The organism is Microbispora sp. ATCC PTA-5024 (assembly GCF_000511135.2).
In the GTDB taxonomy this organism is placed as follows: Bacteria; Actinomycetota; Actinomycetes; order Streptosporangiales; family Streptosporangiaceae; genus Microbispora; species Microbispora corallina.
Window position 1 is genome coordinate 711,511 of record NZ_KI866525.1, and the last position, 24,322, is coordinate 735,832.

Below are 24,322 nucleotides of genomic sequence, written 5' to 3' on the forward strand. Positions count from 1 at the left end.
GTGACACTCGCGCGGCCCGGGCACCACCCCCGGGGCGGGCAGCCGGCGCCGCCCGCCCCGGGCACGGCCTCCGGGTCGCGCGAGACCGGTGACACTCGCGCGGCCCGGAGCCCCGCCGTCGCCCGGCGAAGCTCGGTTGTCCACAGGGGGCGCGGGCGGGGACCGGGCCGGGCGGGATCAATGGGACCATGGCTGGGTCGGTGCACGGCAAGGGGAAGGCAAGCCAGGTGTTCGAGGTCCCACGCGCCCATGGACGCGGGAGCACTGCGGGTGCGGGCGGTCGCGCGTCCGCTCCCCGTCCGGCGCCCCGACGCCTCTTCGGAGACGCCTCGCCGCGCCTGTGGGCTCGTCCGGCGGTCACGGTCGAGGGGCGGGCGTCACGGGCGGCTCGCGCCCTCCCGGCGGCGACGCGGGCGGCCGGCCGGGCGATCGCGGCGCTCGTCCTGGCGCTGCTCGCGACGGCGGCGCCGCTGGCATCCCCGGCCTCGGCCCACAACGTCCTGATCGGCAGCGACCCCCAGCAGGGCGCGCGGCTGGCGGCTCTTCCCAATGTGGTCACGTTGACGTTCGACCAGGCGGTCCGACGCGACTTCGCGAGGATCGCGGTCACCGGCCCTGGCGGGGCCCACTACGAACAGGGCGAGGTGGGAACGAGCGGCGCCGGCGTCTTCATCTCAGTACGGCCGGCGGGTCCCGCCGGCGACTACTCCATCGGGTACAGGATCGTGTCGAACGACGGCCATCCCGTCACCGGCACCATCACCTTCACGGTCACCGGCGGCACCGGCGGCGCGGCGCCGCCCTCCGGTTCGGAGTCCGGCGGCACACCGGCGACAGGCGCCGGGAGATCGCTGGAGGTGCCGGGATCGAGCGGCGGATGGGTCTGGGGGCTGCTGGTCGCGACCGCCGCGCTGCTCGCGCTGGCCATCCGCGTGCTCGTCCGCCATGACCGTCGCCTCGCCCTCGCGGCCGGCGGCGCCCCGGCAGGCGGCCCTTCCGGACCTGTCCCGGGCATCACGGGCTCAGGCGGAGACGATGCGGCCGCGCCGACGACCTCCGCTGGCGCGGCCGACCGCACCGCTGGGAGTGGGGCGGGAGCCGCAGAAGGGACCACGCCCGCGATCGCGGGCAACGGCGGCACCCGTCCGGCCGCTGACAGCGCTGACACCGGGGCTCCGGCGGGCGGCGGGGATGTGCCGAGCGCGGCGGGCGAAAACATGACGGGCGGCGACACGACCAGGGGTTCGGGGGGCGAGGCGTGACCGCGACCCTGGGACGGCGAGCCGCGAGGGGTTCGGCGGCCGAGCCGTACCGGGGGCGGATCCCGGTCGCGGGACTCACCGCCGGAGGCGCGCTCGCCGTGGTGATCGCGACGTGGCTGACGCTGCCGGGCGCGGTCCCCGGCATCCCGATGCCGGGCAGGGTGGTCGAGTACGGCCTGCCGGTGACCCGGCTGGTCCTCGACCTGGCGGCCACGGCGACGGTCGGGCTGAGCCTGCTGCCGAAGCTGCTCGGCTTCGACGACCCGGTCCGCACGGAGCCCATTGCGGCCCGCGCCCGCCACTGGGCGGTGCTCTGCGCGCTCATCTGGTGCGCCGCCGCCCTGACGTCCGTGGTGCTGAGCGCGGCGGAGCTGACCCCGGGGAAGGTCCCCGACATCGCGGACTACGTGAACGGGATCGGCTCAGGGCAGGGGCTGGTGGTGAGCGCCTCCTGCGCCCTGGCCGCCGCCGCCGTGGGCATGTTCGCCGTGCGCTTCGGCGAGAAGGTGCCGGCCGAGCTGCGGGTCCTGGTGGCCGGGTTCGGGCTGCTGCCGCTCCCGGTGACCGGCCACGCCTCGAACTGGTACTGGCACGACCTCAGCATGGTCTCCATGGAGCTCCACGTTCTCGGCGCGGCGGCGTGGACGGGCGGCCTGATCGCCCTCGCCGTCCTGGTGCACCGCGACCGCGAGCTGCTGGCCCGGACCCTGCCGCGCTTCTCGCGGCTGGCCACGTACGCCCTCCTCGTCGTCGGCGCCTCCGGCGTCTTCAACGGGGTCGTGGAGCTGGTCCTGTCCCCCGTCGAGCGGTTCCCCGAGTCGCTCGTCACGACCAGGTACGGCCAGCTCGTGCTCGCGAAGGCCGTGCTGATCGGGATCGTCGCCTTGCTGGGGGCCAACATCCGCTGGCGCCTCATGCCGGCCATCGCACGGCGAGCGCCAACGGCATTCGCTGCCTGGGCGGCGTTCGAGCTGACCGTCATGGGCCTCGCCTACGGCGTCGCCGTCGCCCTGACCCGAGCCCCCGTCGCCTGACGCGATCTCCCATTGGCCTGACCGAGCTCCCGTCGCCTGACCCGAGCCCTCGTCGACGAGATCCCGGCGATCAGGCAGCGGCACCCGGGTCCCGGCTACCGGACGACGGATCCGGGTCCCGGCGATCAAACAGCGGCACCCGGGTTCCGGCGATCAGGCGGTGGGTTCGGGGGCCGCCACGGCGACGTCGACGGCGGCGGGCAGGTCGGCGGGGGCCTGCTGCTCGACGGCCTCGGACGCCTGCGCCGTACCGGACAGGACGGCGAGCGGAGCCACGGACGCGGCCGTGCCGGTCGCCTGACCCGAGTCGGACGCCGCGAGCCCGTGCCGGCGGACGAACCACTCCACGGCCAGCCAGGCGACCACGAGCCCGGCGGCGGCCACCGGCCAGGAATCCCGCGCGTACGGCGGCGCCTCCAGCAGCCGGTCCTGCACGGCGAGCCCGCCGTACACCGCGGCCGTGACGAGCACCGCGCCCCCGACGGCCCGGACGTACGGCTGCCGCAGCAGGAACGCCGCGTCGACGCAGACCCCGGCGAGCAGGAAGAAGAACGGGACGGCGGAGGGCGGGAAGCCCGTCCCCACCAGGAGCGGCCACACCAGGCAGCGGTACCCGACGTACACGGCGGTGATCGTGGTGGCAGTGAGGCGCCGCCCCACCATGAGCCGGGCGAACACCAGGATCGCCATGCCGAGGATCCCGGCGTACACCGGGTAGACGTAGTCCGGGATCGGCAGCGAGAACTTGACGATCATCGCGCGGTCCACGGCCCGGCCCATCTGGTCGGCCGCGAAGTGCAGCAGGCTCGGCTCGGCGTACGGGTGGCCGCGGTCCCACGAGGCCAGCTCCAGCACGCCGTACTCCTGGTGCTGCTCGGGGAAGTGGGCGTTCTCCAGGAAGAACGCGAACAGCCCGCCCAGCACGAGCGAGCGCCGCAGCGGCGAGATCTCCGGACGGCCGGCGGACCCGGTCCACCAGCCCCGGATCGCCCCGGCGATCATGAGCGCGGTGCCGATGAACAGCAGCGCGTGCGAGGGGCTCCAGGCGGTGATGTCGAGGCCGTTCACCCGGTGGTTGATCAGGTCGAGGGGGATCGCGACGAGGAAGACGCCGGTGCCCCACACGATCAGCCGGGAGGCCGTCCGGTCGACGCCGTACCCGGTGTACCAGTGCACGATGGCGAGGCCGACCGCGATGACCGTGCCGACCGTGTTGAGCAGGTGCGGCGGGGCCAGGTCGTCGCGCAGCCACCTGAAGTGCCACGACACGTCCCACGACGATCCGAGGACCTTCAGGACGAACGCCGCCAGCCAGCCCAGGTACAGCACCCGGAACAGGTCTGCCGGGGTCTGCCTGCCCGCCTCCCCTCGCGTCCAGTAGGGAAGGGCCCACCCGATGATGCGGGCGGGGACGTTGCCGAGCGTCGTTCCTTGGGTCACGCGCGAAATGATGCCGGTCCGTAAACCCGCCGCGCAATCGGGGTTTACCCCGATCCATCATCACGATTGCGCACATCGCGGCGGTGCGACCGGGTCTGGGGCCGGTCCTCAGTCGTCTCTCAGGAGCGGGTAAGTAGCATCGCGACATGACGTTTCCGGGTGGGCGGCGGGCCCTCGCGACGGTGGCCACGCTGCTCGTCCTGGTTGTGGGGGGTCTGACCTGGGCGCTGTGGCCCGGTGACGAGCCGGTCAGGGGGCGTGATCTCACGATCCCCGTGCTGGACGGCCCGGCCGACGACCAGCGGGTGACGCTCGACGCGACCTTCTTCCCCCCGGCGTCCGGAGGCAGGGCCCCGGCGGTGCTGCTCGCCCACGGGTTCGGCGGCAGCAAGGAGAGCATGCGCGCGCAGGCGGCTCGGCTGGCCGCGCGGGGGTACGCCGTGCTGACCTGGTCGGCCCGCGGGTTCGGCCGGTCGACCGGCCAGATCGCCCTCAACTCCCCCGACTACGAGGTCAAGGACGTCCGCCGGCTCGTCGACTGGCTCGCCGCGCGGCCGGAGGTCCGGCTCGACGGCCCCGGCGACCCGCGCGTGGGCATCGCGGGCGGCTCGTACGGCGGCGCGATCGCGCTGATGGCCGCGGCGTACGACCGCAGGATCGACGCCATCGTCCCCCAGATCACCTGGTATGACCTGGCCGACGCGCTGTTCCCCGACGCGACGGGCAGGGGCCCGGCCGAGGGCGTCTTCAAGAAGATGTGGGCCGGCATCTTCTTCAGCGCCGGGGCCGACCGGCTCGCCCCGGACGGCGGCGCGGACGCGTCCGCCCTCGCGGCCCTGACCGGAGCCGGACGGGCGGGGACGGCGGCCGTCCCCACGGCCGACCAGGTGCGGTGCGGGCGGTTCCTGCCGTCGATCTGCGACATGTACCAGACGGTGGCCGAGACGGGCCGGCCCACCCAGGCGGCCGTCGACATGCTGCGGCGGTCGAGCCCGGTCTCCGTCCCCGGAAGGATCAGGATCCCCACGCTGCTGATCCAGGGCCAGCACGACTCGCTGTTCCCGCTGTCGCAGGCCGACGCGAACGCGCGGGCGATCGCAGCCACCGGCGCCCCCGTCGAGGTGGCCTGGTACGACGGCGGCCACGACGGGGGCGACGCCGAGCCCGACTGGGTCGCCGACCGCACCACGGGCTGGTTCGACCACTGGCTCAAGGGGTCGGCCGCGAGCGGGGACGGCGTCCCCTTCACGGTGAGCCGGGACGGCGGGCGCGACCCGGGCACCCGGCGGACCGTGCTCGTGCACGCCACGTCGGCGGCGTACCCGGGGCTGGGCGGCGTCCGGCAGAGCCGGGTCGGGCTGGCCGGGCCCGAGCAGCCGGTGGCGAACCCGCCGGGCGGCTCCCCCGCCTCCGTCTCCTCCGTGCCGGGGTTCGGCGGCCTCCTGGGCGGCGCCGGGGGCGGGTCCGTATCTGTGGCCCTCGACATGCCGGGGCAGTTCGCCGCCTTCGAGTCGGCGCCGCTGACCGCGCCGGTCCAGGTGACCGGCAGCCCCACGGTCAGGATCCGCGTCTACGGCACGGGCGAGGCGACGCTGTTCGCCAAGCTCTACGACACGGGCGGAGCCCTTCCCGTGCTGCCGTCGAGCCTGGTCGCCCCGCTGCGCGTCACCGCGACCGAGTCGGGGACGCCGGTGACCGTGACGCTGCCGGCAGTCGACCGGCGGTTCGACGCGGGCCACCGGTTCCGGCTCGTGGTGTCGACCACCGACATGGGATTCGCCACACCCGCCGCCCCGGCCGTGTACCGGATCGGGCTCGACTCGCCCGAGCTGACGGTCCCGTCGGACCCGGCGCTGACCACCCCGGCCACCGGCCCGGCCTGGTGGACCTGGGTGCTCCCACTGGTCGCCGTGGTCGTGGCCGCCGTGCTGCTGCTGACCGGCCGCGCCCCCCGCACGGCCGGCCGTACGGACGACGACCTGGCCGACGTGCCGCTGGTGATCCGCGACCTCGGCAAGCGCTACCGCAACGGCGAGAAGGCGGTCGACGGCCTGTCGTTCCGGGTCGAGCGGGGGCAGGTGCTCGGCCTGCTCGGCCCGAACGGCGCGGGCAAGACCACGACCATGCGGATGCTGATGGGCCTCATCCACCCCGACGAGGGGGAGATCCGCATCTTCGGGACGCGGGTCGTGCCCGGCGCCCCGGTGCTGTCGCGGCTGGGGTCGTTCGTCGAGGGTCCCGGCTTCCTCCCGCACCTCACCGGGCGGGCCAACCTGGACCTCTACTGGCGCGCCACGGGACGGCCGCCCGAGGACGCCCGCATGGAGGAGGCCCTGGAGATCGCGGGGCTGGGCGCGGCCCTCGACCGCGCCGTGCGGACCTACTCCCAGGGCATGCGGCAGCGCCTGGCCATCGCCCAGGCCATGCTCGGCCTGCCGGACTTGCTCGTGCTCGACGAACCGACGAACGGGCTCGACCCGCCGCAGATCGCCGAGATGCGCCGCGTGCTCAAGGCGTACGCCGAGCGCGGGCGCACCGTGATCGTCTCCAGCCACCTGCTCGGCGAGGTCGAGCAGACCTGCAGCCACGTGGTGGTCATGCACCGGGGACGGCTGGTGTCGGCCGGGCCCGTCGGCGACCTGCTGGGCGCCGCGACCCACGTGAACGGCTCCGGCCCCCGGCTGGAGGACGTGTTCCTCGACCTGATCGGAGAGAGCCGATGAGCCCGGCCGACACGGTGACCGCCTCGGCCCCCGGCTACGCGCCCGGCCGGACCCTGCCGCTGCGGGTGGAGTTCGTCCGGCAGTTCCGCAGGCGCCGGACGATCGTGATGTTCGCCCTGCTGCTGGCGCTGCCGTGGGTCCTCGTGGTGGCGTTCCAGTTCGGGCCCGCCTCGAACGGCCCGGGTGGCGGGGTTCGGCTGTCGGACCTGGCGACCCAGGGCGGCCTCAACTTCGCGGCGTTCGCGCTGTCGGTGTCGGCGAGCTTCCTGCTCGTCGTCGCCGTCGCACTGTTCTGCGGGGACACGGTCGCGAGCGAGGCGAGCTGGTCGTCGCTGCGCTACCTGCTGGCCGCGCCCGTGCCCAGGGACCGGCTGCTGCGCCAGAAGCTGGTCGTCGCCCTGGCCTACTCGGCCGCGGCGGTGACCGTGCTGCCGCTCATGGCGCTGCTCGCCGGAACGCTCGCCTTCGGCTGGCACGACATCCGCGTGCCGGGCACCGGCGAGGTCATCCCCGCCGCCGACGTGCTGCCCAAGTTCGCCGTGGTCATCGGGTACGCCCTGGTGAGCCAGCTGGTGGTCGCCGCGCTGGCCTTCCTGCTGTCGGTCGGCACCGACTCCCCGCTGGGCGCCGTCGGCGGCGCCGTGGGCCTGGTGATCGTGAGCAGCATCCTGCAGGCGGTGGAGGCGCTCGGCTCGCTGCGCGAGTTCCTCCCCACCTTCTGGAACACCGCCTGGCTGGACGCGCTCGCCCCACAGCCCGACTACAGCGGGATGGTCAAGGGCGTGGCGATCTCCGTGACGTACTCGGCGATCCTCGTCGCCCTGGCGTTCCGCCGCTTCCGCCGCAAGGACGTGGTCTCCTGACCCGTCACCAGTGGGGCGGCCGCTCCTCCAGGTAGCGGTCGTCGGAGTCGGGACGCCAGTCGCCCCACCCGAGGTCGGTGTCGTCGCTCGTCTGGTCGGGCAGCACCGGCGGCCCCTCGTCGAAGAGGTCCACCGGACGCATGTCATCCGGATGCTGAACGCTCACGCGCCCATGCTAACCGCAACCCGCGGACCCGGCGGACCCCGTCACCTTCCGGAGAGCGGGCGGCCACGTTCCCACTCCTGCGGAGAAACGTCACGTACCCACCACCGGACAGTCATCGGTTCGCAAAGGTACGATGCGGGAGCAGACAGCACGCCGGACGAATCCCCCGTGAGGCGGCATGGCTACGCCAGCAGGATGGCGGCAAGACGGGAACCTCCCCGTGGAGCTCACGAGCTTCGTGGGGCGGACACGGCTCCTGGCCTCCCTGAGGCAGCGGCTGCAGGAGTCCCGGCTGGTCACGGTGACCGGCATCGGAGGAGTGGGCAAGTCCCGCACCGCGCTGCGCATCGCCCACCAGGTGCGTTCCCAGTTCCGGGACGGCGTCTGGTACGCCGACCTCGCCCGGCTCCAGGACCCCGGGATGGTCCACCACACGATCACCGCGGCGCTCGGCATCGCGGACCAGTCGCCCCGGCGCGGATCGGACACGCTCGCCGAGTGGCTGGCCGACCGGGAGATCCTGCTGCTCCTGGACACCTGCGAGCACCTCGTCGACGCCGTGGCCGAGCTCACGCAGGAGCTGCTCAACGCCTCGCCCAAGCTGCGGATCATCGCCACGAGCCGGCGGTCCCTGAACGCGCAGGGCGAGTACACGGTCGCCGTGCCGCCGCTGACCGTCCCGGGCGACGACCCCATGGAGAGCCCGTACACCAACGAGGCCGTCGAGCTGTTCAGCGCCCGCGCCTCCGCCGTCGCGCCCGACTTCGCGGTCGACGAGGACAACATCACGGCCGTGGCCGAGCTGTGCCGCCGTCTCGACGGCATCCCGCTCGCGATCGAACTGGCGGCGGTGCGCCTGCGGACGCTGTCGGTGCAGCAGATCCTCGCGCTGCTGGCCGACCGGTTCAGCCTGCTGGCCGGGGCCAGCCGTACGGCTCTGCCGCGCCACCAGACGCTGCGCGCGGCCATCGGCTGGAGCCACGAGCTGTGCGAGCCGGCCGAGCGGCTGCTGTGGGCCCGCCTGTCCGTGTTCGCCGGCGACTTCGAGCTCGACGCCGCCCGCTACGTCTGCGCCGGCAACAGCCTGCCCTCCGAGCGGATTCTCGACGTCATCACGGGCCTGGTCGACAAGTCCGTCCTGCTGAGCTTCTCGACCCCGGGCGGGCAGCGGTACCGGCTGATCGACACCCTGGGGCAGTACGGCGGCGAGTGGCTCGAAAAGCTCGGCGAGACCGAGGCCCTGCGCCGGCGGCACCGCGACTACTATCTCCAGCTCGCCGAGCGCAGCGAGCACTCCTGGTCGGGCCCCCGGCAGGTGCACTGGTACACCCGGATGCGCCAGGAGCACGACAACATCCGGGTCGCGCTGGAGTACTGCCTGTCCACGCAGGGCGAGGAGCGCATCGGCCTGGAGCTGCTGTCCTCGCTGTGGTTCATGTGGGTGGCCTGCGGCTTCGTCCGCGAGGGCCGCCACTACCTCGAACGCGCCCTCGCCGCCTCGCCCCAGGCCAGCAAGGAGCGCTGCAAGGCGCTGTGGGTGCTCTCCTACATCCGCAGCGGTCAGGGCGACGTGTCCGGCGCGATCGAGGCGGCCGAGCAGTGCAGCACCGACGCCGTCCGCGTGGGCGAGTCGACCGCGGTCATCCTCGCGACCAAGATGCTCGGGACCGCCGCCTTCCTCCAGGGCGACCTGAAGAAGGCGATGGCCCTGCTCGGCGTGGCCATCGAGTTCCACAGGGGCGGCCGGGAGCTCAACCCCGGCCTGCTCCCGGCGATCGTGGAGCTGTCCCTGGTGCTCACGGCCCAGCAGGACGTCTTCGAGGCGGAGACGCTGCTGCAGGACTGCCTCAAGATCTGCCAGGAGCGGGGCGAGCAATGGCTGCGCTCCTACGCCCTCTGGGTGATGGCAATGATCAAGATGGCCACCGCGCGCACGGACGAGGCCATGCCGAGCGCCAGGGACGCGCTGCGGATCAAACGGCACTTCCACGACGTGCTGGGCGTCCTGCTCGTCCTGGAGACGATCGCCCGGCTGCACATGGCGCAGGGGCAGGCCGAGCAGGCCGCCCGGCTGCTCGGCGCCGCACAGAAGAACTGGCAGTCGTTCGGCCTGCCGCAGATGGGGTCGCCGTTCCTGACGGCCGAGCACGAGAAGTGCGTCCAGGAGGGCATGGACACGCTCGGCGAGGACCGGTTCTTCGCGCTCTGCGAGCTGGGCGCCGCCCTCAACCTCGACGACACCATCGCGATGGCGCTGGGCGAGCTGGAGTCGGACGCCGTCTGACCTCCCCGGGCCTGCGGGTGCGCGACCCCTGACCGCTCGCGCGCGGCCCCTGACGACGGGCGCGCGGCCCGCGGCGGCGGGCCGCGCGCGAGGGCTCAGCCCATGCGGTCGGCGAGCGGCCGGGCCGCGCCCCAGCGGGTCCCCCGCGGCCATGCCTGAATGTAGCGGGCGCTGGCCAGGGAGAAGTCGATGTGCCCGTGAACCCAGTGCTCGAGGCTCCGCACGTAGCGGCGCACCCGCTCCGAGGCCCAGCGCTCCGCCGAGGCCCGGTGCTGGACGAACGCGGCGAGGGCGTGGTTGTGCATGACCACCACCTCCTCCAGCGCCGCCTGGAGGGAGCCCGTGCGGTGCGCCATGAGCACGGTGACGAGGTTGTGCCGCGCCCCGTCGTTGCCGAGCTCCTTGGCGTACGACAGCAGGTCGTTGTCCCAGCCGATCAGGTCGCACGCGAGGTCGCTGAGCGCCCGCACGTCCGGGTGGTGCCACTCGTCGGCGTCCAGCGCGTATCCGCCGGCCACGTCGATGAGCGCGAAGCACGTGTAGGTCGCGCCGGTGTACCGCCGCATCAGCAGGTACTCCTCGACGCCGGGGATCAGGTCGCCCTCCCGGTTCGCCGCCTCCCAGATCTGGGCGAACAGGTACTCCCTGACCGTGATGCGCCACCTGTCCATCTGGGCGGGGGTGCCCGCCTTCGCGATCCGGGACATCAGTTCGCGCAACGGCAGGCCGATGGAGTCGTCCGCGTCGGGCTCCCGCCGCTCGTCGAGGATGTCGAAGAGCGGGGGCAGCGCCCGGGCCAGGGTGGCGGCCCTGCGGCCCAGCCGCTCCGATTCGCAGAACACGTCGTCGAACGCGAACAGCCAGTTGTACCAGTCGTTCAGCAACCGGAGGCTCTCGGCCGGCACGAGGGGATTGGTCCTGGCGGCCAGCCAACCGATCTTTGACCGGCGGAAGTGCACGAGCGCCGTCTCCCCCAGCATGCCGGAGTCCCGGAGCCACTCGTGGCTTTCCCGGTCGATCTCGGCGACGCTCGGGTTGATCTCGCTCGGGAACGGGCACGGCAGCGGGGGTACGTACAGTGGTCCGCTCGTGGAGAAGATGTCGGGGGTACTAGCCACGACGCCAGCATGACTTTCAGGCGTCCGATTGGCCATCTCTCGGGCAATAAGACCCTTCCGTATTCACTGTCCGAAAAGCTCTAGGAGCTCCTGATTCCCGAACATCCGGGCGGTTTCCAGGGCGGACGGGGTGCCGGCCTGGGGGTCGGCGACCGCGTCCAGCAGAGCCCGCACCACCTCGACCTCCTGCTTGAACACGGCTCCCGCGAGCGGCGTCTGGCCGCGGTCGTTGGTCAGGTCCGGGTCGGCCCCGCGCTCGGCCAGGGCGCGGACCGTGCCCGCGTGGCCGTGGTAGGCCGCGAGCATCAGCAGGGTGTCCCCCTTCTGGTTGCGCAGGTTCGCCGGGACGCCCGCGTCCACGTACGCGCACAGCGCCTCCGTCTCCCCCGCCCGAGCGAGGTCGAACAGGCGGGTGGCGAACCCCTCCAGCTCCGGGTCGGACTCCATGTGGCCATTGTCCACCGGTAAGGTCGCCGCAACCGCACGGAATCCCTGGGGCACCCCGTAGGTTCTGTAGGTAAAGGCTCCTTGAGAAAGGCTGGGACACGTGTTCGACCCCACGGATCTCTTTCGGCTCGAAGGGGAGCTCCCCGAGCTGACCGATCCGGTGCTGCTCTACCACTTCGAGGGGTTCGTCGACGCGGGCGCGGCCGGGAGGCTGGCGCTCGGCCATCTCCTCGCCGAGCTGGAGCACCGGGTCGTCGCGACGTTCGACGTGGACCGGCTGCTCGACTACCGGTCCCGGCGGCCGGTGATGACCTTCGACAGCGACCACTGGACCGACTACGACGCCCCCGAGCTGGCCGTCCACCTCGCGTACGACCTCACCGGCACGCCGTTCCTCGTGATGACCGGCCCCGAGCCCGACCGGGAGTGGGAGCTGTTCACCGAGGCCGTCGAGGTGCTCGTCGCGAAGCTGGGCGTGAGCACGCTGGTGACCGTGCACGGCATCCCGATGGGCGTCCCGCACACGCGGCCGCTCGGCCACACGGCCCACGGCTCCAAGCCGGAGCTGGCGAGCGGCTCGCCGAGCCCGTTCGGCAAGGTGCGGGTGCCGGGGAGCGCGGCCGCCCTCATCGAATACCGCCTCGGCGCCAAGGGACACGACACGCTGGGCTTCGCCCTGCACGTGCCCCATTACCTGGCTCAGGCGGAGTACCCCCAGGCCGCCCTGGCCGCGCTGGAGGCCATCACCCGGGCGACCGGGCTGGTCTTCCCGCTGGACGCGCTGGGCGAGGCCGCCGAGCGGACGACCGTCGAGATCGAGGAGCAGATCAGCGCCTCGGCGGAGCTGTCGGGGGCGATCCGCGGCCTGGAGCAGCAGTACGACGCGTTCCAGACGGGCGCGGAGCGGGAGAGCCTGCTCGCCGAGGACACCCCGATGCCGACCGGCGAGGAGCTGGCCGCGCAGTTCGAGGCGTTCCTCGCCGAGCGCGACGACCGGGACTCCTGACCGCCGATGAGCTTCCCCGACGTCGCCGAGTACCGCGTCGGCCTGGCCGGCTACGGCCCCGCGGGCTCCTTCTTCCACGCGCCGCTGATCGCGGCCACTCCCGGCCTGCGGCTGTCCGCCGTCGTCACCCGCGACCCGGCCAAGGCCGAGCGGGTACGGCGCGAGCACCCCGGCGCCGAGGTCGTCGCCGACGCGGCCGACCTGTGGGACCGGTCCGACCTGGTGGTCGTCGCCTCCCCCAACCGCACCCACGTGCCGCTCGCGACCGAGGCGCTCAAGGCGGGCCTGCCGGTCGTCGTCGACAAGCCGCTCGCCGGCACGGCGGCGGACGCGCGCGAGCTGGCGCGGCTGGCCCGCGAGCGCGACCTCATGCTCGCGGTCTTCCACAACCGGCGCTGGGACGGCGACTTCCTGACGCTGCGCCGCCTGCTGCCCGAGCTGGGGACGGTGCACCGCTTCGAGTCGCGGTTCGAGCGATGGCGTCCGGTGCCGAAGGGCGGCTGGCGCGAGACGGGTGGCCCCGGCGAGGTCGGCGGCACGCTCTACGACCTCGGCAGCCACCTGGTCGACCAGGCGCTCCAGCTCTTCGGGCCGGTCTCCCACGTGTACGCCGAGGCCGACATCCGGCGTGCGGGCGTGAGCAATGACGACGACGCGTTCGTGGCGCTCACGCACGCGAGCGGCACGCGGTCGCAGCTGTGGATGAGCGCGGTCGCCGCCCGCCTCGGCCCCCGGTTCCGGGTGCTCGGCTCTCAGGCGGCGTACGTCAAGTGGGGCCTGGACCCGCAGGAGGACCGCCTGCGGGCGGGCGAGCGGCCCGGCGACCCGCACGCCTTCGGCGGCGCGGGCTGGGGCGCCGAGGCGCCCGAGCGGTGGGGCCGCCTCGGTACCGAGGGCGACGACCGCCCGGTCCCCACCGAGCACGGGGCCTACCAGCGCTTCTACGAGGGCGTGCTGGCCTCCCTGCGGGAGGGCGCTCCGCCGCCCGTGACGGCGGACAGCGCCGCCGCGACCGTCGCCGTCCTGGAGGCCGCGACGCTGTCGGCCCGCACGGGACAGGTCGTGCCCGTACCCGAGGGGTGACCCGCGGCACGGCCGCCTGAGCGGCGCGGCCCAGGGTGAGCGCAGCGCCCGGCGCCGGAGGGAGGTCGGCACCGGACGCGTCCGCGGGCCCGTGAGGGTGCTCAGGTGGCGCTGCCGAGGTCCTCGGCGAGGGCCTCCTCCTGCAGTTCCTCGCGCCGCGCGGCGGCCGGCGCGGCCGCGGCGAGCTCGGCCGCCTGGACGCGCTCGGCCTCGCCGAGCTGACGGTGCGCCGTGGCCAGGACGACCACGCCGAGCAGCACCGAGGCCGCGCCCACGTAGAACGGCGCGTGGACGTTCACGCCCTCGGCGAGCTTGCCCGCGGCGAACGGGGCCAGGCCGCCGCCGATGAAGCGGATGAACCCGTACGCGGCGGAGGCCACCGGCCGCTCCACCGGCGCGATCGTCATGACCGCCTGTGTGGTGACCGTGTTGTTCACGCCGATGAAGACCCCGGCGACGATGACGCAGCAGACCAGGACGGTCGTGTTGTCCGTGAACAGCGCGATCACCAGGATGTCCGCGCTGAACAGCACGAGGTTGGCGTACAGCGTCTTGGCGATGCCGAAGCGCGCCTGCAGCCGGGGGGCGCCGAAGACGGAGAACAGGGCGACCAGGAGCCCCCAGCCGGTGAAGACGTAGCCGAGCCGGTGGGCGTCGAGCCCCATGGGGAACGGCGCGAAGCCGAGGACGGTGAAGAAGCCCCAGTTGTAGCAGAGCGCGGTCAGGCCCATGGTGAGCAGGCCGCGGTGGCGCAGCGCCCTGATGGGGTCGAGCACGCCGGTCCTGCGGGCGGGCCGCGGCGTCGGGCGGACCAGCGTGACGGTGGCGGCCAGCGCGATCGCCATGAGGACGGCGACGCCGAAGAACGGGCCGCGCCAGCTGATGCCGCCCAGCTCGCCGCCGAGCAGCGGGCCGACGGCGATGCCGACGCCGAGCGCGGTCTCGTACAGGATGATGGCGCCGGCGAACCCGCCGCTGCTCGACGCGACGATGACCGCGAGCGAGGTGGCGATGAACAGCGCGTTCCCCAGTCCCCAGCCCGCGCGGAAGCCGACGATGCCGACGATGCCGCCGGACAGCCCGGCGAGCGCGCTGAACACGACGATGAGGACCAGCCCCGCGATCAGCGTGCGCTTCGCGCCGATCCGGCTGGACACCCAGCCGGTGACGAGCATGGCCACCGCGGTGACGACGAGGTAGCTGGTGAACAGCAGCGACACCTGACTCGGCGTCGCGTGCAGCTTGCTGCTGAGAGCCGGGAGGATCGGGTCCACCAGCCCGATCCCCATGAAGGAGATCACGCAGGCGAAGGCGACGGCCCAGACCGCCTTCGGCTGCTTGAAGGGATTGGAAACGGGGGCATGAGCAGAGCTCACCGAACCTCCTGGAGGTAGCGAGGGGGTGGCCGTCGGGCGGCGGCCGGGGGTTACTCGGCCGCCGGGGTCTCCAGCAGGCGCAGCAGCAGAGGGAGGAACTCGCCGGCGAGCCGGTCGATCGCCCGCCGTTCGTCGGGGGACAGCCCGCCGAGCATGCCGGCGATGAGTTCCCTGCGCCGGCGCCGCCGTGCGGCCAGCAGTTCCAGTCCGGCGTCGGTGACGGCGATCCGGGTGGCCCGTCCGTCCAGGCTGTCGGACCGCCGGCCCACGAGCCCCTCGCGCTCCAGGCGCTGCACGAGCTGGGTCATCGACGGCTGGCTGACCCCCTGCTCGGCGGCGAGCGTGCTCAGCCGCGCGGGACCGTTCCGTTCGAGGGACGACAGCGTGGACGCGGCCGTGAGGCTGATGTCGCGAGGCGTCGTCAGCCGGCGTACGGCGAGCAGCGCGAGCTCTTCGAGCACGGCGGCGACCGGAGGGGTCTCCTCTCCGGGAACGGCGTGGGTGTCGGCCACGGGCATGCTCCTGACGCGAACCGGAAATTACATAGGAAGCTTATACAACTTCCCGCGAGTCCGGTTCGCGGCCCCCCTCCCGGGGGTTCAGTCGCGCAGTCGGGCGCGCAGCGCCTCGGTGTCCTCCTCGGTCCAGCCCTGGGTCTCCAGCCAGCCGAACGGGCCGCCGAACCTGTCCTCGAGCGTGGTCAGGAACTGGGCCATGTACTCCGCCCGCGGCAGGTGGCTGTCGGCGGGCTTGGAGTCGAGGTCGGTCCGGTAGGTGTCGCTCGCCCGCAGCCGCGCGAGGATGCCCTCCAGACGCTCGCCGGTCGCCACGTAGTCGTCGATGATCGCCTCGCGGGTGGCCCCGGCGACGGCGAGCGCGAGCGCGCTGACCACACCGGTGCGGTCCTTGCCCGCGGCGCAGTGGACGACCGCCAGGCCGTCGCCGTCGGCCAGCACGCGCAGCGCCGCCACCACGGAGTCGGGACGGTCGCGTAGGTAGCCGTAGTAGTAGCCGGTGACCCGGAGTTCGGCGGCCTCGTCCTCGGAGCGCTCGTCCTGCCACGGCAGCGCCCGGTCGTCGATCGTGTCGGCCTCGACGTCGGTGAACCGCCCGCCCTCGGCGAACAGGCTGAGGTGGTGGATCTCGATCTCCGGCAGCCGGGTCAGCGGCCCGGGCCCCTCCAGGCGCACCTCGGTGTCGGAGCGGAGGTCGACGACGTTGCGCAGCTTGAGGTCCCCCACGAGCCGGCTGAGGTCGCCCTCGGTCAGACCCTGGAGGTTGTCCGCCCGCAGGATCCGCCCGTACCGGGTCGTCCCGCCGTCCGTCGTGGGCAGCCCGCCCAGGTCCCGTACGTTGACCGCACCTTCGAGATCAATCCAGCGCTCGTTCACCCCCGAGAGCCTATATGTCGCAAAACGGCGTGAACGTGAGGGCAGAGTGAATGTCTGTCCCACCGAACGTCATGCCAGGACATTCCACCGCGCGTCACCCGCGGCTCGCCCGCTCCAGGACGTCCTGGGCGCGCGACATGCCGGCCTCGTTGCCGAGGCTGCGGTAGATGGCCAGCGCCTCGGCCGCCGGCTCCCGGGCCTCGGCCCGCCGGCCGGCCTCCAGGAGCACCTCGCTGAGCGTGCGCAGCCCGCGCGCCTGCCACCAGCGGTCGCCCAGCTCCGCGAAGTGCCGGGCGGCGCCCCGCAGGCCCTCGACCGCCTCGTCCTGGCGGCCCAGCCGCGCAAGGGCGCCGGCCTCGGACATCTCGGTGCGGGCGACGCCCCAGGAGTCGCCCAGCTTGGCCAGGGTCTCCTTGGCCTCGCGGACGCTCGCGTACTCCTGCAGGCCGTTCTGCGGGTCGCCGATCTCGCCGGCCGCGCGCAGGCAGCGGGCCTCCTCCCACTCCTCGTTGCGGTCGTGGAAGGCCCGGATGGCGAAGCGGAGGGCGTTGCCGGCGAGGACGAACCTGCGCTCGGCGTCCATCGCGTCGCCGGCCGCGAGCAGCCGACGGGCCTCGGCGGCCAGCACCTCGCCCAGCACGCGCTGCGTCTGCGCCTCCGAGTAGCGGTTGCCCCCGGACTGGAAGGCGGTCAGGGAGTCCTCCAGGAGCTCCCGCGCCTCGGCGTACCGGCGCTGGGCCAGCCGCAGCTCGGCGAGGTTGCGCTGGGTCCGCGCCTGCCACCACCGGTCGTCCTCGGCCTTGAACGCGTCGACGGCGGCCAGCAGCAGGCCCTGGGCGCGGTCGAGGTTGCCCTCGCTGAACAGCGTCATGCCGACCGTGCGCATCGCCCGGGCGGCCCACCACGTCTCCCCCAGGCCGTCGAACAGCTCCCGCGCGCGATCGGCGTCCGCGCGGGCCTCGGCGTACCTGCCGATCCCACCGGCGACGGCGGCCCGCTCCAGCAGGGCGATGCCGAGGGCGCGGGTGTCGCCGGTGCGCTCGGCCGCCTCACAGGCGATGTCGGCCACGGCCCGCCAGTCGGACCAGTACGCCCGCAGCGAGTGGCACAGCGAGCAGAACGCCCGGCCGGTGGCCCAGGCCAGGTCCCACAGCCCGGCGGCGCGCGCCTGGTGGACCGACGCGAGCAGGGCCAGCCGCTCCGCGGTGAACCAGCCGGCCGAGGAGATCTGCCGCTCGGCCGCCGCCCCGCCGTCGGACGGGCCGGGCCGCCGTCCGCGCCGCCGCCAGTCCTGCGGCCAGCGGTCGGTCGCGGCCGCCTCCGCGCGGCGGCGGTAGCCGTACAGCACGCGCTCGATCGCCGCGAGCCGCCTCGGCTCCTGCTCCTCCCGTACGGCCAGCTCGTAGGCGAAGAGGCGGACCAGCTCGTGGAGCCGGTAGCGCATGTGGCCGGTGGCGTCGGTGCCCGAGCACTCGGCGAGCTGGGCGTCCACCAGGGCCTCCAGCTGGTCGGCGCCGTCCAGCTCCGAGGCGTCGAGCAGGTCGCCCGCCACCCACGCCTGCACGTCGGGCGCGGTGAGCAGGCCGAGCAGCCGCAGCAGCCGCCGCTGGATGTCGGTGCAGTCGTCGTAGCTCAGCTGGAGCGAGGCCCGCACGCTCTTGTCGATCTCCCGGCCGACCTGGAGCTGGTCGAGGCGGCGGCGCTCGTCCCCGAGCCGGCCGGCCAGCTCGGCCAGCGACCAGTTCTCCCTCGTCGCCAGGCGGCCGCCGCAGATGCTGATGGCGAGCGGCAGCCGGTCGCACAGCCGGACGATCTCCAGGGCCGCGTCGAGGTCGGCCGCGATGCGGTCGTCCCCGGCGAGGCGGGCCAGCAGCTCCACGCCCTGGGCCTCGGTGAAGGCGCCGAGCTGCCGGTCGTACCGGTTGCGCAGGAACAGGGGCTGGCGCGAGGTCACGATGACGGCGCAGCGTGGCTCGGGCGGCACCAGCACCGTGACCTGGTCGGCGTTCTGCGCGTTGTCGAGGAGGATCAGGATGCGGCGGTCCTTGGTCCAGGTCCACCAGAGCTTCTGCAGCTCCGTCAGGCCGCCGGGGTCGGTCGTGAGCCGGACGCCGAGGGCGCGCAGGAACCCGGCGAGCACCTCCTCGGGCCGGGCCTCGCCGTCGGCGCCGCGCAGGTCGAAGTAGAGCTGGCCGTCGGGGAAGCCGGCGATGACCTCGTGGGCGAACCGCGCCGCGAGCGCCGACTTGCCGACCCCGCCCCGGCCGTACAGCGACACCACGAGCGGGGCGTCCGCGTCGCGCTCGGCGAACCGGTGCCGCAGCTCGTCGAGGATCTCCCGCCGGCCGGTGAAGTGGGCGATGACCGGCGGCAGCTCGGCCGGGGGCGGCGCGCCCTCGGGCCCGCGCGTGCCCTCGCCGGACGCGTGGGGCGTCGCGGTCGCCCAGGTCAGCGTCCCGACGAGGGCGGCGGCCGCCACCGTGACGACGATCCGCGCGGTCAGGGGGAGGGTCCAGATGTCGAGCGACGTGCCGAGCGCGCTCGCCACCGCCGCCGCCATGCCGGCCACCGCGGGCGCCGCCAGCGACATCCGCCGCCGTACGGGCGACACGCCGCCCCGCGCTCGGGAACGGCCGAGGGACGCTCTGGGGGTGCGGCCCGGCGGACCGGCCTCGGGCCGGCCCGAGGGCCCCTCCGGGCGCCGGCCGGGAGACGCGTCGTCGTCATGCGGGGACGGGAGCATCCGTCATGTCCTCCGGGACGAGGGAGGGCGACGAGGAAGAGCTCGGCGCCGTCGTCCGACGGTAAAGATTCAACCAGACGCCGGTGACATTACGGCGGCGACCTTCACGATCAGGGCGGGTCGTGGTCAAGCGCGGCCCCCCGGGCCGTAATGTATGGCGTCACGGACGCATCCCCCCGGGCGCACCCGCCCCTCCCGGCACATCCTTGGAGGATCCCGATGCCACGGCCGGCCCACCGGTTGACCCTGTTCGCCGCGATCGCCGTCTCCGCCACGGCGGCCCTCGCCGCGACGGCGACGGTCACCGGCACGGTGACGGGCGCGCCGGCGACGGGCACGACGGGAGACGCGGCGCGCGGGCCCGGGGCGACCCTGCGGAACGACGCGGCACGCGACCCGGAGGCGGCTCCGCCGGCCGGCACGGTGGCGGACGCTCCGGGTGCGGCCTCGCGCCCCGACGCGACGACGGCCGCACTCGCGTCCGCCGCCAATGCGACGGAGGCGGTTCCGTCCGCCGCCGAGACGACGGGGGCGGGCGCGGACGGGCGTCGGCGCCTGTCGGCGGCCTCGTCGTCGGCGGTGCGCCGCTCCCCCGACGGGAAGGGCTCCTCCGGCCACCGGAGCGACGAGCCGGAGCGCACGTCCCACCTCGTCGGCACGTGGTCGGCGCCGAGCGACCTCGTCGACGCGTCCCTCGGCGGCCAGACCGTCCGCATGGTGGTGCGCACCAGCATCGGCGGCGCGGGCGCCCGCATCCGCCTCTCGAACGTCTTCGGCACCGCGGCCGTGACGTTCCGCGACGTGCACCTCGGCATCCAGGCGTACGGCGCGGAGATCCTTTCGGGGACCAACCGGCCCGTCACCTTCGCCGGCAGGACGTCGGTCACGGTGCGGCCGGGCCGGGCGGCCTGGAGCGACCCGATCCCGGGGAAGATCCCCGGCGGGGCCGACGTCGTGGTGAGCGTCTACCTCCCGGCCACCGTGCGGAACATCACCGGCCACGAGCGCGCGTACGCGACGACGTTCCTGTCGGGGCCGGGCGACCACGCGGCCGACGAGAAGGCCGACGGCTTCACCTACACGAGCAGCCAGTGGTACTTCCTCGACCGCGTGGCGGTGGCCGCGCCGGCCGCCGTCCGGTCGGTCGTGGCGTTCGGCGACTCGCTCACCGACGGCGCCGGGCAGGACCTCGACGCCAACCGCCGGTGGACCGACTACCTGCGCCACCGCATCGCCGGCCTGGCCCCCTCCCGGAGGATGGGCGTGCTCAACTCCGGCATCGCCGGCAACCGCCTGCTCCACCCCGTCGAGGGGCCGAGCGGGCTGAGCAGGTTCTACCGCGACGCGGTGACCCAGCCGGGCGTCCGCACGATCGTCCTCTACGAGGGCATCAACGACATCTCGCGCGGCGAGTACACCTCGGCCAAGCCGATCATCTACGCGTACAAGCGGCTCATCCAGCAGGCCCATGCCCGCAAGCTGCGCATCGTCGGGGCGACCCTCACGCCGTTCTACGGCTTCGGCACCTGGACGCCGGAGCGCGAGGAGATCCGTCAGAAGATCAACGCCTGGATCCGGAGCAGCCATGCGTTCGACGCGGTCGTGGACTTCGACAAGGCCGTGCGCGACCCGGAGTTCCCCCAGCAGCTCGCGCTCCCGTACGACCACGGCGACCACCTGCACATGAGCGACGCCGGCCGCCGCAGGCTCGCCTACACCGTCAACCTGGGCCTGCTGTGATCCCTGCGGCTCCAGGGGACCCGTATCGCTACGGTATGACCCATGGTCACCCCCTTGGAGCCCGATGACCCCCGCGCACTGGGGGAGTTCCGCCTGAGCGGACGCCTTGGCGAGGGCGGCCAGGGGATCGTCTACCTGGGGTACGCGCCGAACGGCGAGCCCGTCGCGGTGAAGGTCCTCAAGGCGGGGCTCGACCCCGGCGTCCGGCAGCGACTGGCCCGCGAGATCGACGCCATGCGCGGCGTCGCCCCCTTCTGCACGGCGCGCGTCCTCACCGCGGTCGTCGAGGGATCCCGGCCGTACGTCGTGAGCGAGTTCATCGACGGCCCGTCGCTGCAGCAGCGGGTGGCGGCGCACGGCCCGCTGCGGGGCGGCGAGCTGGAACGGCTCGCGGTCGGGACGGCGACGGCCCTCGCCGCCATCCACGCCGCCGGGATCGTGCACCGCGACTTCAAGCCGGGGAACGTCCTGCTCGGCCCGGACGGCCCGCGGGTGGTGGACTTCGGCATCGCCCGGCAGGGCGAGAGCGAGACGATCACGGCCGGGCCCATCGGGACGCCCGCCTACCTGGCCCCCGAGCAGATCGCCGGGCGGCCGGCCACCCCGGCCTCCGACGTGTTCGCCTGGGGCGCGACCATCGCGTACGCGGCCGGCGGCCGGGCCGCCTTCGGCGCCGACTCCGTCGCCGCCGTCATGCACCGCATCATGACCACCGACCCCGACCTGTCGGCGGTGCCCCAGCCCCTGCGGCATGTGGTCGGCCGCTGCCTGGCCAAGGACCCCTCAATGCGCCCGGCCGCCCGCGACCTGCTGCTGGAGCTGGTCGGCTCGTCCCCCGACCCCCTCCGCGCCGGCGCCGCCGCCGCCTCCAGCGGCCCGCCCGGCGACCCGTACGGAGGACGGCGGAGCGGACAGCACGGAGGGCCCCCGAACCCCCCGTACGGAGACCCTTACGGAGGGCCGCACGCCGGCGCGCCCGGGAACGGCGGAGGCGCCGGGCAGGGGCAGCCGTACCTTGGCGCGCGGGGAAGCAGCGGCCGGGCAGGACAGCCGGCGTATTCCGGGGAGACCGGACAGCCCACCGGGCCTGCGCAGCGGGCCGAGGCGGACACGCGGCCCCCCGCGCCGCGCCGCTCCCGGGCGGGTCTCCTCGTCGGGATCGCCGCCGCCGTCGCGGCCCTCGCGGTCACGGCCGCGCTCCTGGTCCCGCGACTGATCCAGGACCCGTCGGGAGGCCACCCGTCCGCTCCTCCCTCCTCGGCCGGGTCCGGCGCGGTCACCGGGAGCCCGGCGGCCCCGACCCCGTCGTACGAGGCCACGCAGCCGGCGACCGGGGGTGAGACGTCGCGGCCGGCCACCACGGGCCGGGCGGGCACGATCCCGGCGGCGTTCGCCGGCACCTGGCGCGGGCACATCGTCCCCACCCCCGCCCTGATCATGGGTGAGCACGACGTCGAGATCACCCTCCAGGCGGGCCGCCTGGATGCGCGGTGGGCCGAGCCGGACGACGGCTGCGTGGGCACGCTGGAGCTGAAGGCCGTCGTCTCGGGCGACTCCGCGCTCGCCCTGCGGCTGACGGCGCCCGGATGCGTCCCCGGTGACGTGACGCTGACCCGGAAGGGCGACAAACTCGCGTACCGGTGGAAGGACGACGCCGGGCTGGTGACCTACAACGGCGACCTGTCCAAGGACGGATGACGGCGGGAGCTCCCGGTTCTTCTCAGTGCGCCGTCCGGCCCGGTGTGATCGGGGCGGCGCCGGGTAGTGCGAGCGCGTCCACGCACAGGAGGAACCATGGCAACCGACGTCATCAGCCTGATCAAGGAAGATCACCGGGACGTGGAGTCGATCTTCGAACGGCTCCAGAAGGTGCCCGAGAACCGCCCGGCCCTCGTCGCGGAGCTCGCGGCGAAGTTCGTCGCCCACGCCCGCGCGGAGGAGAGCGAGGTCTACCCGCTGCTCGAGAAGCGCGACCGCGAGGAGGCGGGTGAGGTCCGCCACGGCGCCGAGGAGCACCACGAGGCCGAGGAGACCCTGGCCCAGCTGATGGCGGCCGACCCCGACGGGCCGGAGTTCGACTCGATCCTCCAGGAGCTGGTGGCCGCCGTGTCGCACCACGTCCAGGAGGAGGAGACCGACATCCTCCCCGCTCTGGAGAAGGCCGTCCCTGCCGCCGAGCGCGTTCGCCTCGGCAAGGTCTTCAGCCAGGCCAAGGCCCAGGAGCTGCAGAGCCCGCCCAAGCCCCGGCAGCGCAGCAAGGACGAGCTGCTGCACCAGGCGGAGGAGCTCGGCATCCAGGGCCGGTCGGCCATGAGCAAGGAGGAGCTGCTCAAGGCCGTCAAGAACAAGCAGGGCTGACCCCCGCACGGCCGGGCCTTCGCGAAACGGCCCGCCCCGCCCCGCACGCCCCCAAGGCCCGGCGCCCGGAACCCGCCCGGGCCTTCACGGGTCCGGCGGGTCCCGGGAACGCCGGCCGCGCGCCGCCCTGTCTCGCCGCGCATCAACGTGCGGGACCCGCGGTCAGGGGAGGCCGTACAGCGCCTCGATCAGCGGCGTCCACCGGGGGTCGGGACCCGCCGGGGTGAGCAGCATCCGGCTCGGCGTGTAGGCGAGGGCCACGCCCGCGTCGGGGTCGGCGAAGGCCAGCGCCCCGCCCGACCCGCTGTGCCCGAACGCCCGCGGGTTCGGCGCTAACGGCCGGGTCTCGTTGGACAGCATGTACCCCAGGCCAAACCGGGTCGGCGACAGCAGCACCTCGTCAGGCCCCTCGCTGCGCGGCTCGACGGCCCGCGCCAGCACCGGCGCGTCGAGGATCTCCCCCGCGAGCAGCCGCCCGTACAGCGTGGCGAGCGCTCGCGCCGAGGCGTGGCCGTTGGCCGCCGGGATCTCGGCGGCGCGCCAGGCCTGCGTGTTCGGCAGCCCGGGGGTGAGCTGCTCGGCGGGGTTGCAGAACGCCTTCATCGTGACCGACTCCGGGTCGGTCATCGCGCGCAGCAGCGGCGAGGGGGACGGCGGTGGCCCCGGCTCGGGCGGGAGCAGGAACGCGGCGCGACCGGCGTCCCGCTCCGGCAGGCCGATCGACAGGCCCGGGATCTTCAGCTCGTCGCGGACCAGGTCGCGGACGCGCCGTCCGCTGACCCGGCGCAGGACCTCACCGGTCAGCCAGCCGAACGTCACCGCGTGGTATCCGTGCCGCTCCCCCGGCGTCCACCAGGGCCGCTCGGCCGCGAGCGCCTCGGTCATGGTCCGCCAGTCGAACAGCGCACCGGCCGGCAGCTCGCGGCGGACGGCCGGCAGCCCCGCCCGGTGGGACAGCAGGTCGGCGACCGTCGCGCCGGCCGTGAACTCCGGCCAGTACGCCGAGACGGGCGCCTCCAGGTCGACCAGCCCCTGCTGGACGAACAGGTGGGCGAGGGTCGCGACGACGCCCTTGCTCACCGAGAACACGTTGACGACGGTGTCGCGCTCCCAGGGCCGCACCCCGGCCTCGTCGGCCGTGCCGTGCCAGACGTCGACGACGAGCCGCCCGCCCGCGTGCACGGCGAGCGCCGCACCGCCGGGCCCCGCCTCGACGACCTTTGTGAACGCCTCGCGCACCGCGGCGAACGCCGGATCGCACCTCATGGCCGCCTCCATTTATTCAACC

19 protein-coding genes are annotated in these 24,322 nt (G+C 74.0%); 10 read left to right on the forward strand and 9 right to left on the reverse strand.

Annotated features, from left to right (window positions below; genetic code table 11):
* The first annotated feature begins 227 nt into the window (after positions 1–227).
* Both MPTA5024_RS29180 and MPTA5024_RS29185 read left to right on the forward strand, forming a co-directional pair.
* Entirely contained in the window at positions 228–1,262 is a 1,035-nt protein-coding gene (locus tag MPTA5024_RS29180) for a copper resistance CopC family protein (RefSeq protein WP_051458808.1), read from the forward strand.
* Entirely contained in the window at positions 1,259–2,296 is a 1,038-nt protein-coding gene (locus tag MPTA5024_RS29185; RefSeq protein WP_036330379.1) for a copper resistance D family protein, read from the forward strand. Before MPTA5024_RS29180 ends, MPTA5024_RS29185 begins: the two co-directional genes overlap by 4 nt.
* Before the next feature lie 153 nt (positions 2,297–2,449).
* On the opposite strand, the gene MPTA5024_RS29190 is transcribed toward MPTA5024_RS29185, so the two are convergent.
* On the reverse strand, positions 2,450–3,736 hold the full coding sequence (locus MPTA5024_RS29190) for a hypothetical protein (protein ID WP_063794799.1): 1,287 nt from the start codon (positions 3,734–3,736) through the stop codon (positions 2,450–2,452).
* Between the two features lie 146 nt (positions 3,737–3,882).
* Between MPTA5024_RS29190 and MPTA5024_RS29195 the strand changes: the two genes are divergently transcribed.
* Positions 3,883–6,459 carry an alpha/beta fold hydrolase gene (locus MPTA5024_RS29195; protein ID WP_036330381.1) on the forward strand — a complete coding sequence of 859 codons (2,577 nt, stop codon included), beginning with the start codon at positions 3,883–3,885 and terminating at the stop codon, positions 6,457–6,459.
* A complete protein-coding gene (locus MPTA5024_RS29200; RefSeq protein ID WP_036330383.1) occupies positions 6,456–7,322 on the forward strand; it encodes an ABC transporter permease in 867 nt (288 codons plus the stop codon). Before MPTA5024_RS29195 ends, MPTA5024_RS29200 begins: the two co-directional genes overlap by 4 nt.
* Before the next feature lie 4 nt (positions 7,323–7,326).
* On the opposite strand, the gene MPTA5024_RS41400 is transcribed toward MPTA5024_RS29200, so the two are convergent.
* Positions 7,327–7,488 carry a hypothetical protein gene (locus MPTA5024_RS41400; RefSeq protein ID WP_157099787.1) on the reverse strand — a complete coding sequence of 54 codons (162 nt, stop codon included), beginning with the start codon at positions 7,486–7,488 and terminating at the stop codon, positions 7,327–7,329.
* A gap of 220 nt (positions 7,489–7,708) precedes the next feature.
* On the opposite strand from MPTA5024_RS41400, the gene MPTA5024_RS29205 reads away from it, so the two are divergent.
* Positions 7,709–9,772, forward strand: a complete 2,064-nt coding sequence (locus MPTA5024_RS29205; RefSeq protein WP_232326693.1) for an ATP-binding protein — start codon at positions 7,709–7,711, stop codon at positions 9,770–9,772.
* A 95-nt stretch (positions 9,773–9,867) separates the two neighbouring features.
* Here MPTA5024_RS29205 and MPTA5024_RS29210 read toward each other — a convergent pair whose 3' ends face one another.
* Both MPTA5024_RS29210 and MPTA5024_RS29215 read right to left on the reverse strand, forming a co-directional pair.
* Positions 9,868–10,890 (reverse strand): terpene synthase family protein, encoded by a 1,023-nt coding sequence (locus MPTA5024_RS29210; protein ID WP_036330386.1) that lies wholly within the window; start codon positions 10,888–10,890, stop codon positions 9,868–9,870.
* Between the two features lie 63 nt (positions 10,891–10,953).
* Entirely contained in the window at positions 10,954–11,337 is a 384-nt protein-coding gene (locus MPTA5024_RS29215; RefSeq protein WP_036330388.1) for an ankyrin repeat domain-containing protein, read from the reverse strand.
* A 100-nt stretch (positions 11,338–11,437) separates the two neighbouring features.
* Between MPTA5024_RS29215 and MPTA5024_RS29220 the strand changes: the two genes are divergently transcribed.
* Complete coding sequence (locus tag MPTA5024_RS29220) at positions 11,438–12,343, forward strand: proteasome assembly chaperone family protein (RefSeq protein WP_157099788.1); 906 nt, start codon at positions 11,438–11,440, stop codon at positions 12,341–12,343.
* 6 nt (positions 12,344–12,349) lie between these two features.
* Positions 12,350–13,426, forward strand: coding sequence for a Gfo/Idh/MocA family oxidoreductase (locus MPTA5024_RS29225; RefSeq protein WP_036330391.1), 1,077 nt, complete (start codon positions 12,350–12,352; stop codon positions 13,424–13,426).
* Between the two features lie 101 nt (positions 13,427–13,527).
* Here MPTA5024_RS29225 and MPTA5024_RS29230 read toward each other — a convergent pair whose 3' ends face one another.
* From MPTA5024_RS29230 to MPTA5024_RS29245, 4 genes are all read right to left on the reverse strand, one after another.
* Positions 13,528–14,802, reverse strand: a complete 1,275-nt coding sequence (locus MPTA5024_RS29230; protein ID WP_084370086.1) for an MFS transporter — start codon at positions 14,800–14,802, stop codon at positions 13,528–13,530.
* 50 nt (positions 14,803–14,852) lie between these two features.
* Positions 14,853–15,314, reverse strand: a complete 462-nt coding sequence (locus tag MPTA5024_RS29235) for a MarR family winged helix-turn-helix transcriptional regulator (protein WP_198167456.1) — start codon at positions 15,312–15,314, stop codon at positions 14,853–14,855.
* Between the two features lie 87 nt (positions 15,315–15,401).
* Positions 15,402–16,193 (reverse strand): tyrosine-protein phosphatase, encoded by a 792-nt coding sequence (locus MPTA5024_RS29240; RefSeq protein WP_036330392.1) that lies wholly within the window; start codon positions 16,191–16,193, stop codon positions 15,402–15,404.
* 94 nt (positions 16,194–16,287) lie between these two features.
* The gene (locus tag MPTA5024_RS29245) at positions 16,288–18,804 is read right to left on the reverse strand and encodes a tetratricopeptide repeat protein (protein WP_198167457.1); all 2,517 of its coding nucleotides are present in this window, start codon (positions 18,802–18,804) and stop codon (positions 16,288–16,290) included.
* A 351-nt stretch (positions 18,805–19,155) separates the two neighbouring features.
* Between MPTA5024_RS29245 and MPTA5024_RS29250 the strand changes: the two genes are divergently transcribed.
* The 3 genes from MPTA5024_RS29250 to MPTA5024_RS29260 all read left to right on the forward strand — a co-directional run bounded on the left by MPTA5024_RS29250 (position 19,156) and on the right by MPTA5024_RS29260 (position 23,034).
* Positions 19,156–20,676: an SGNH/GDSL hydrolase family protein gene (locus tag MPTA5024_RS29250; protein ID WP_051458811.1), complete on the forward strand. Its 1,521-nt coding sequence runs from the start codon at positions 19,156–19,158 to the stop codon at positions 20,674–20,676.
* A 42-nt stretch (positions 20,677–20,718) separates the two neighbouring features.
* Entirely contained in the window at positions 20,719–22,374 is a 1,656-nt protein-coding gene (locus tag MPTA5024_RS29255; protein ID WP_051458812.1) for a serine/threonine-protein kinase, read from the forward strand.
* Between the two features lie 96 nt (positions 22,375–22,470).
* Positions 22,471–23,034 (forward strand): hemerythrin domain-containing protein, encoded by a 564-nt coding sequence (locus MPTA5024_RS29260; RefSeq protein WP_051458813.1) that lies wholly within the window; start codon positions 22,471–22,473, stop codon positions 23,032–23,034.
* Positions 23,035–23,196: 162 nt separating this feature from the next.
* On the opposite strand, the gene MPTA5024_RS29265 is transcribed toward MPTA5024_RS29260, so the two are convergent.
* A complete protein-coding gene (locus MPTA5024_RS29265) occupies positions 23,197–24,300 on the reverse strand; it encodes a serine hydrolase domain-containing protein (RefSeq protein WP_198167458.1) in 1,104 nt (367 codons plus the stop codon).
* Positions 24,301–24,322: the final 22 nt, after the last annotated feature.

Coding starts and splice junctions, on each gene's coding strand:
- MPTA5024_RS29195 (WP_036330381.1), top strand. CDS start 3,883: ATGACGTTTCCGGGTGGGCGGCGGGCCCTCGCGACGGTGGCCACGCTG.
- MPTA5024_RS29200 (WP_036330383.1), top strand. CDS start 6,456: ATGAGCCCGGCCGACACGGTGACCGCCTCGGCCCCCGGCTACGCGCCC.
- MPTA5024_RS29215 (WP_036330388.1), bottom strand. CDS start 11,337: ATGGAGTCCGACCCGGAGCTGGAGGGGTTCGCCACCCGCCTGTTCGAC.
- MPTA5024_RS29225 (WP_036330391.1), top strand. CDS start 12,350: ATGAGCTTCCCCGACGTCGCCGAGTACCGCGTCGGCCTGGCCGGCTAC.
- MPTA5024_RS29250 (WP_051458811.1), top strand. CDS start 19,156: ATGCCACGGCCGGCCCACCGGTTGACCCTGTTCGCCGCGATCGCCGTC.
- MPTA5024_RS29255 (WP_051458812.1), top strand. CDS start 20,719: ATGGTCACCCCCTTGGAGCCCGATGACCCCCGCGCACTGGGGGAGTTC.
- MPTA5024_RS29260 (WP_051458813.1), top strand. CDS start 22,471: ATGGCAACCGACGTCATCAGCCTGATCAAGGAAGATCACCGGGACGTG.
- MPTA5024_RS29265 (WP_198167458.1), bottom strand. CDS start 24,300: ATGAGGTGCGATCCGGCGTTCGCCGCGGTGCGCGAGGCGTTCACAAAG.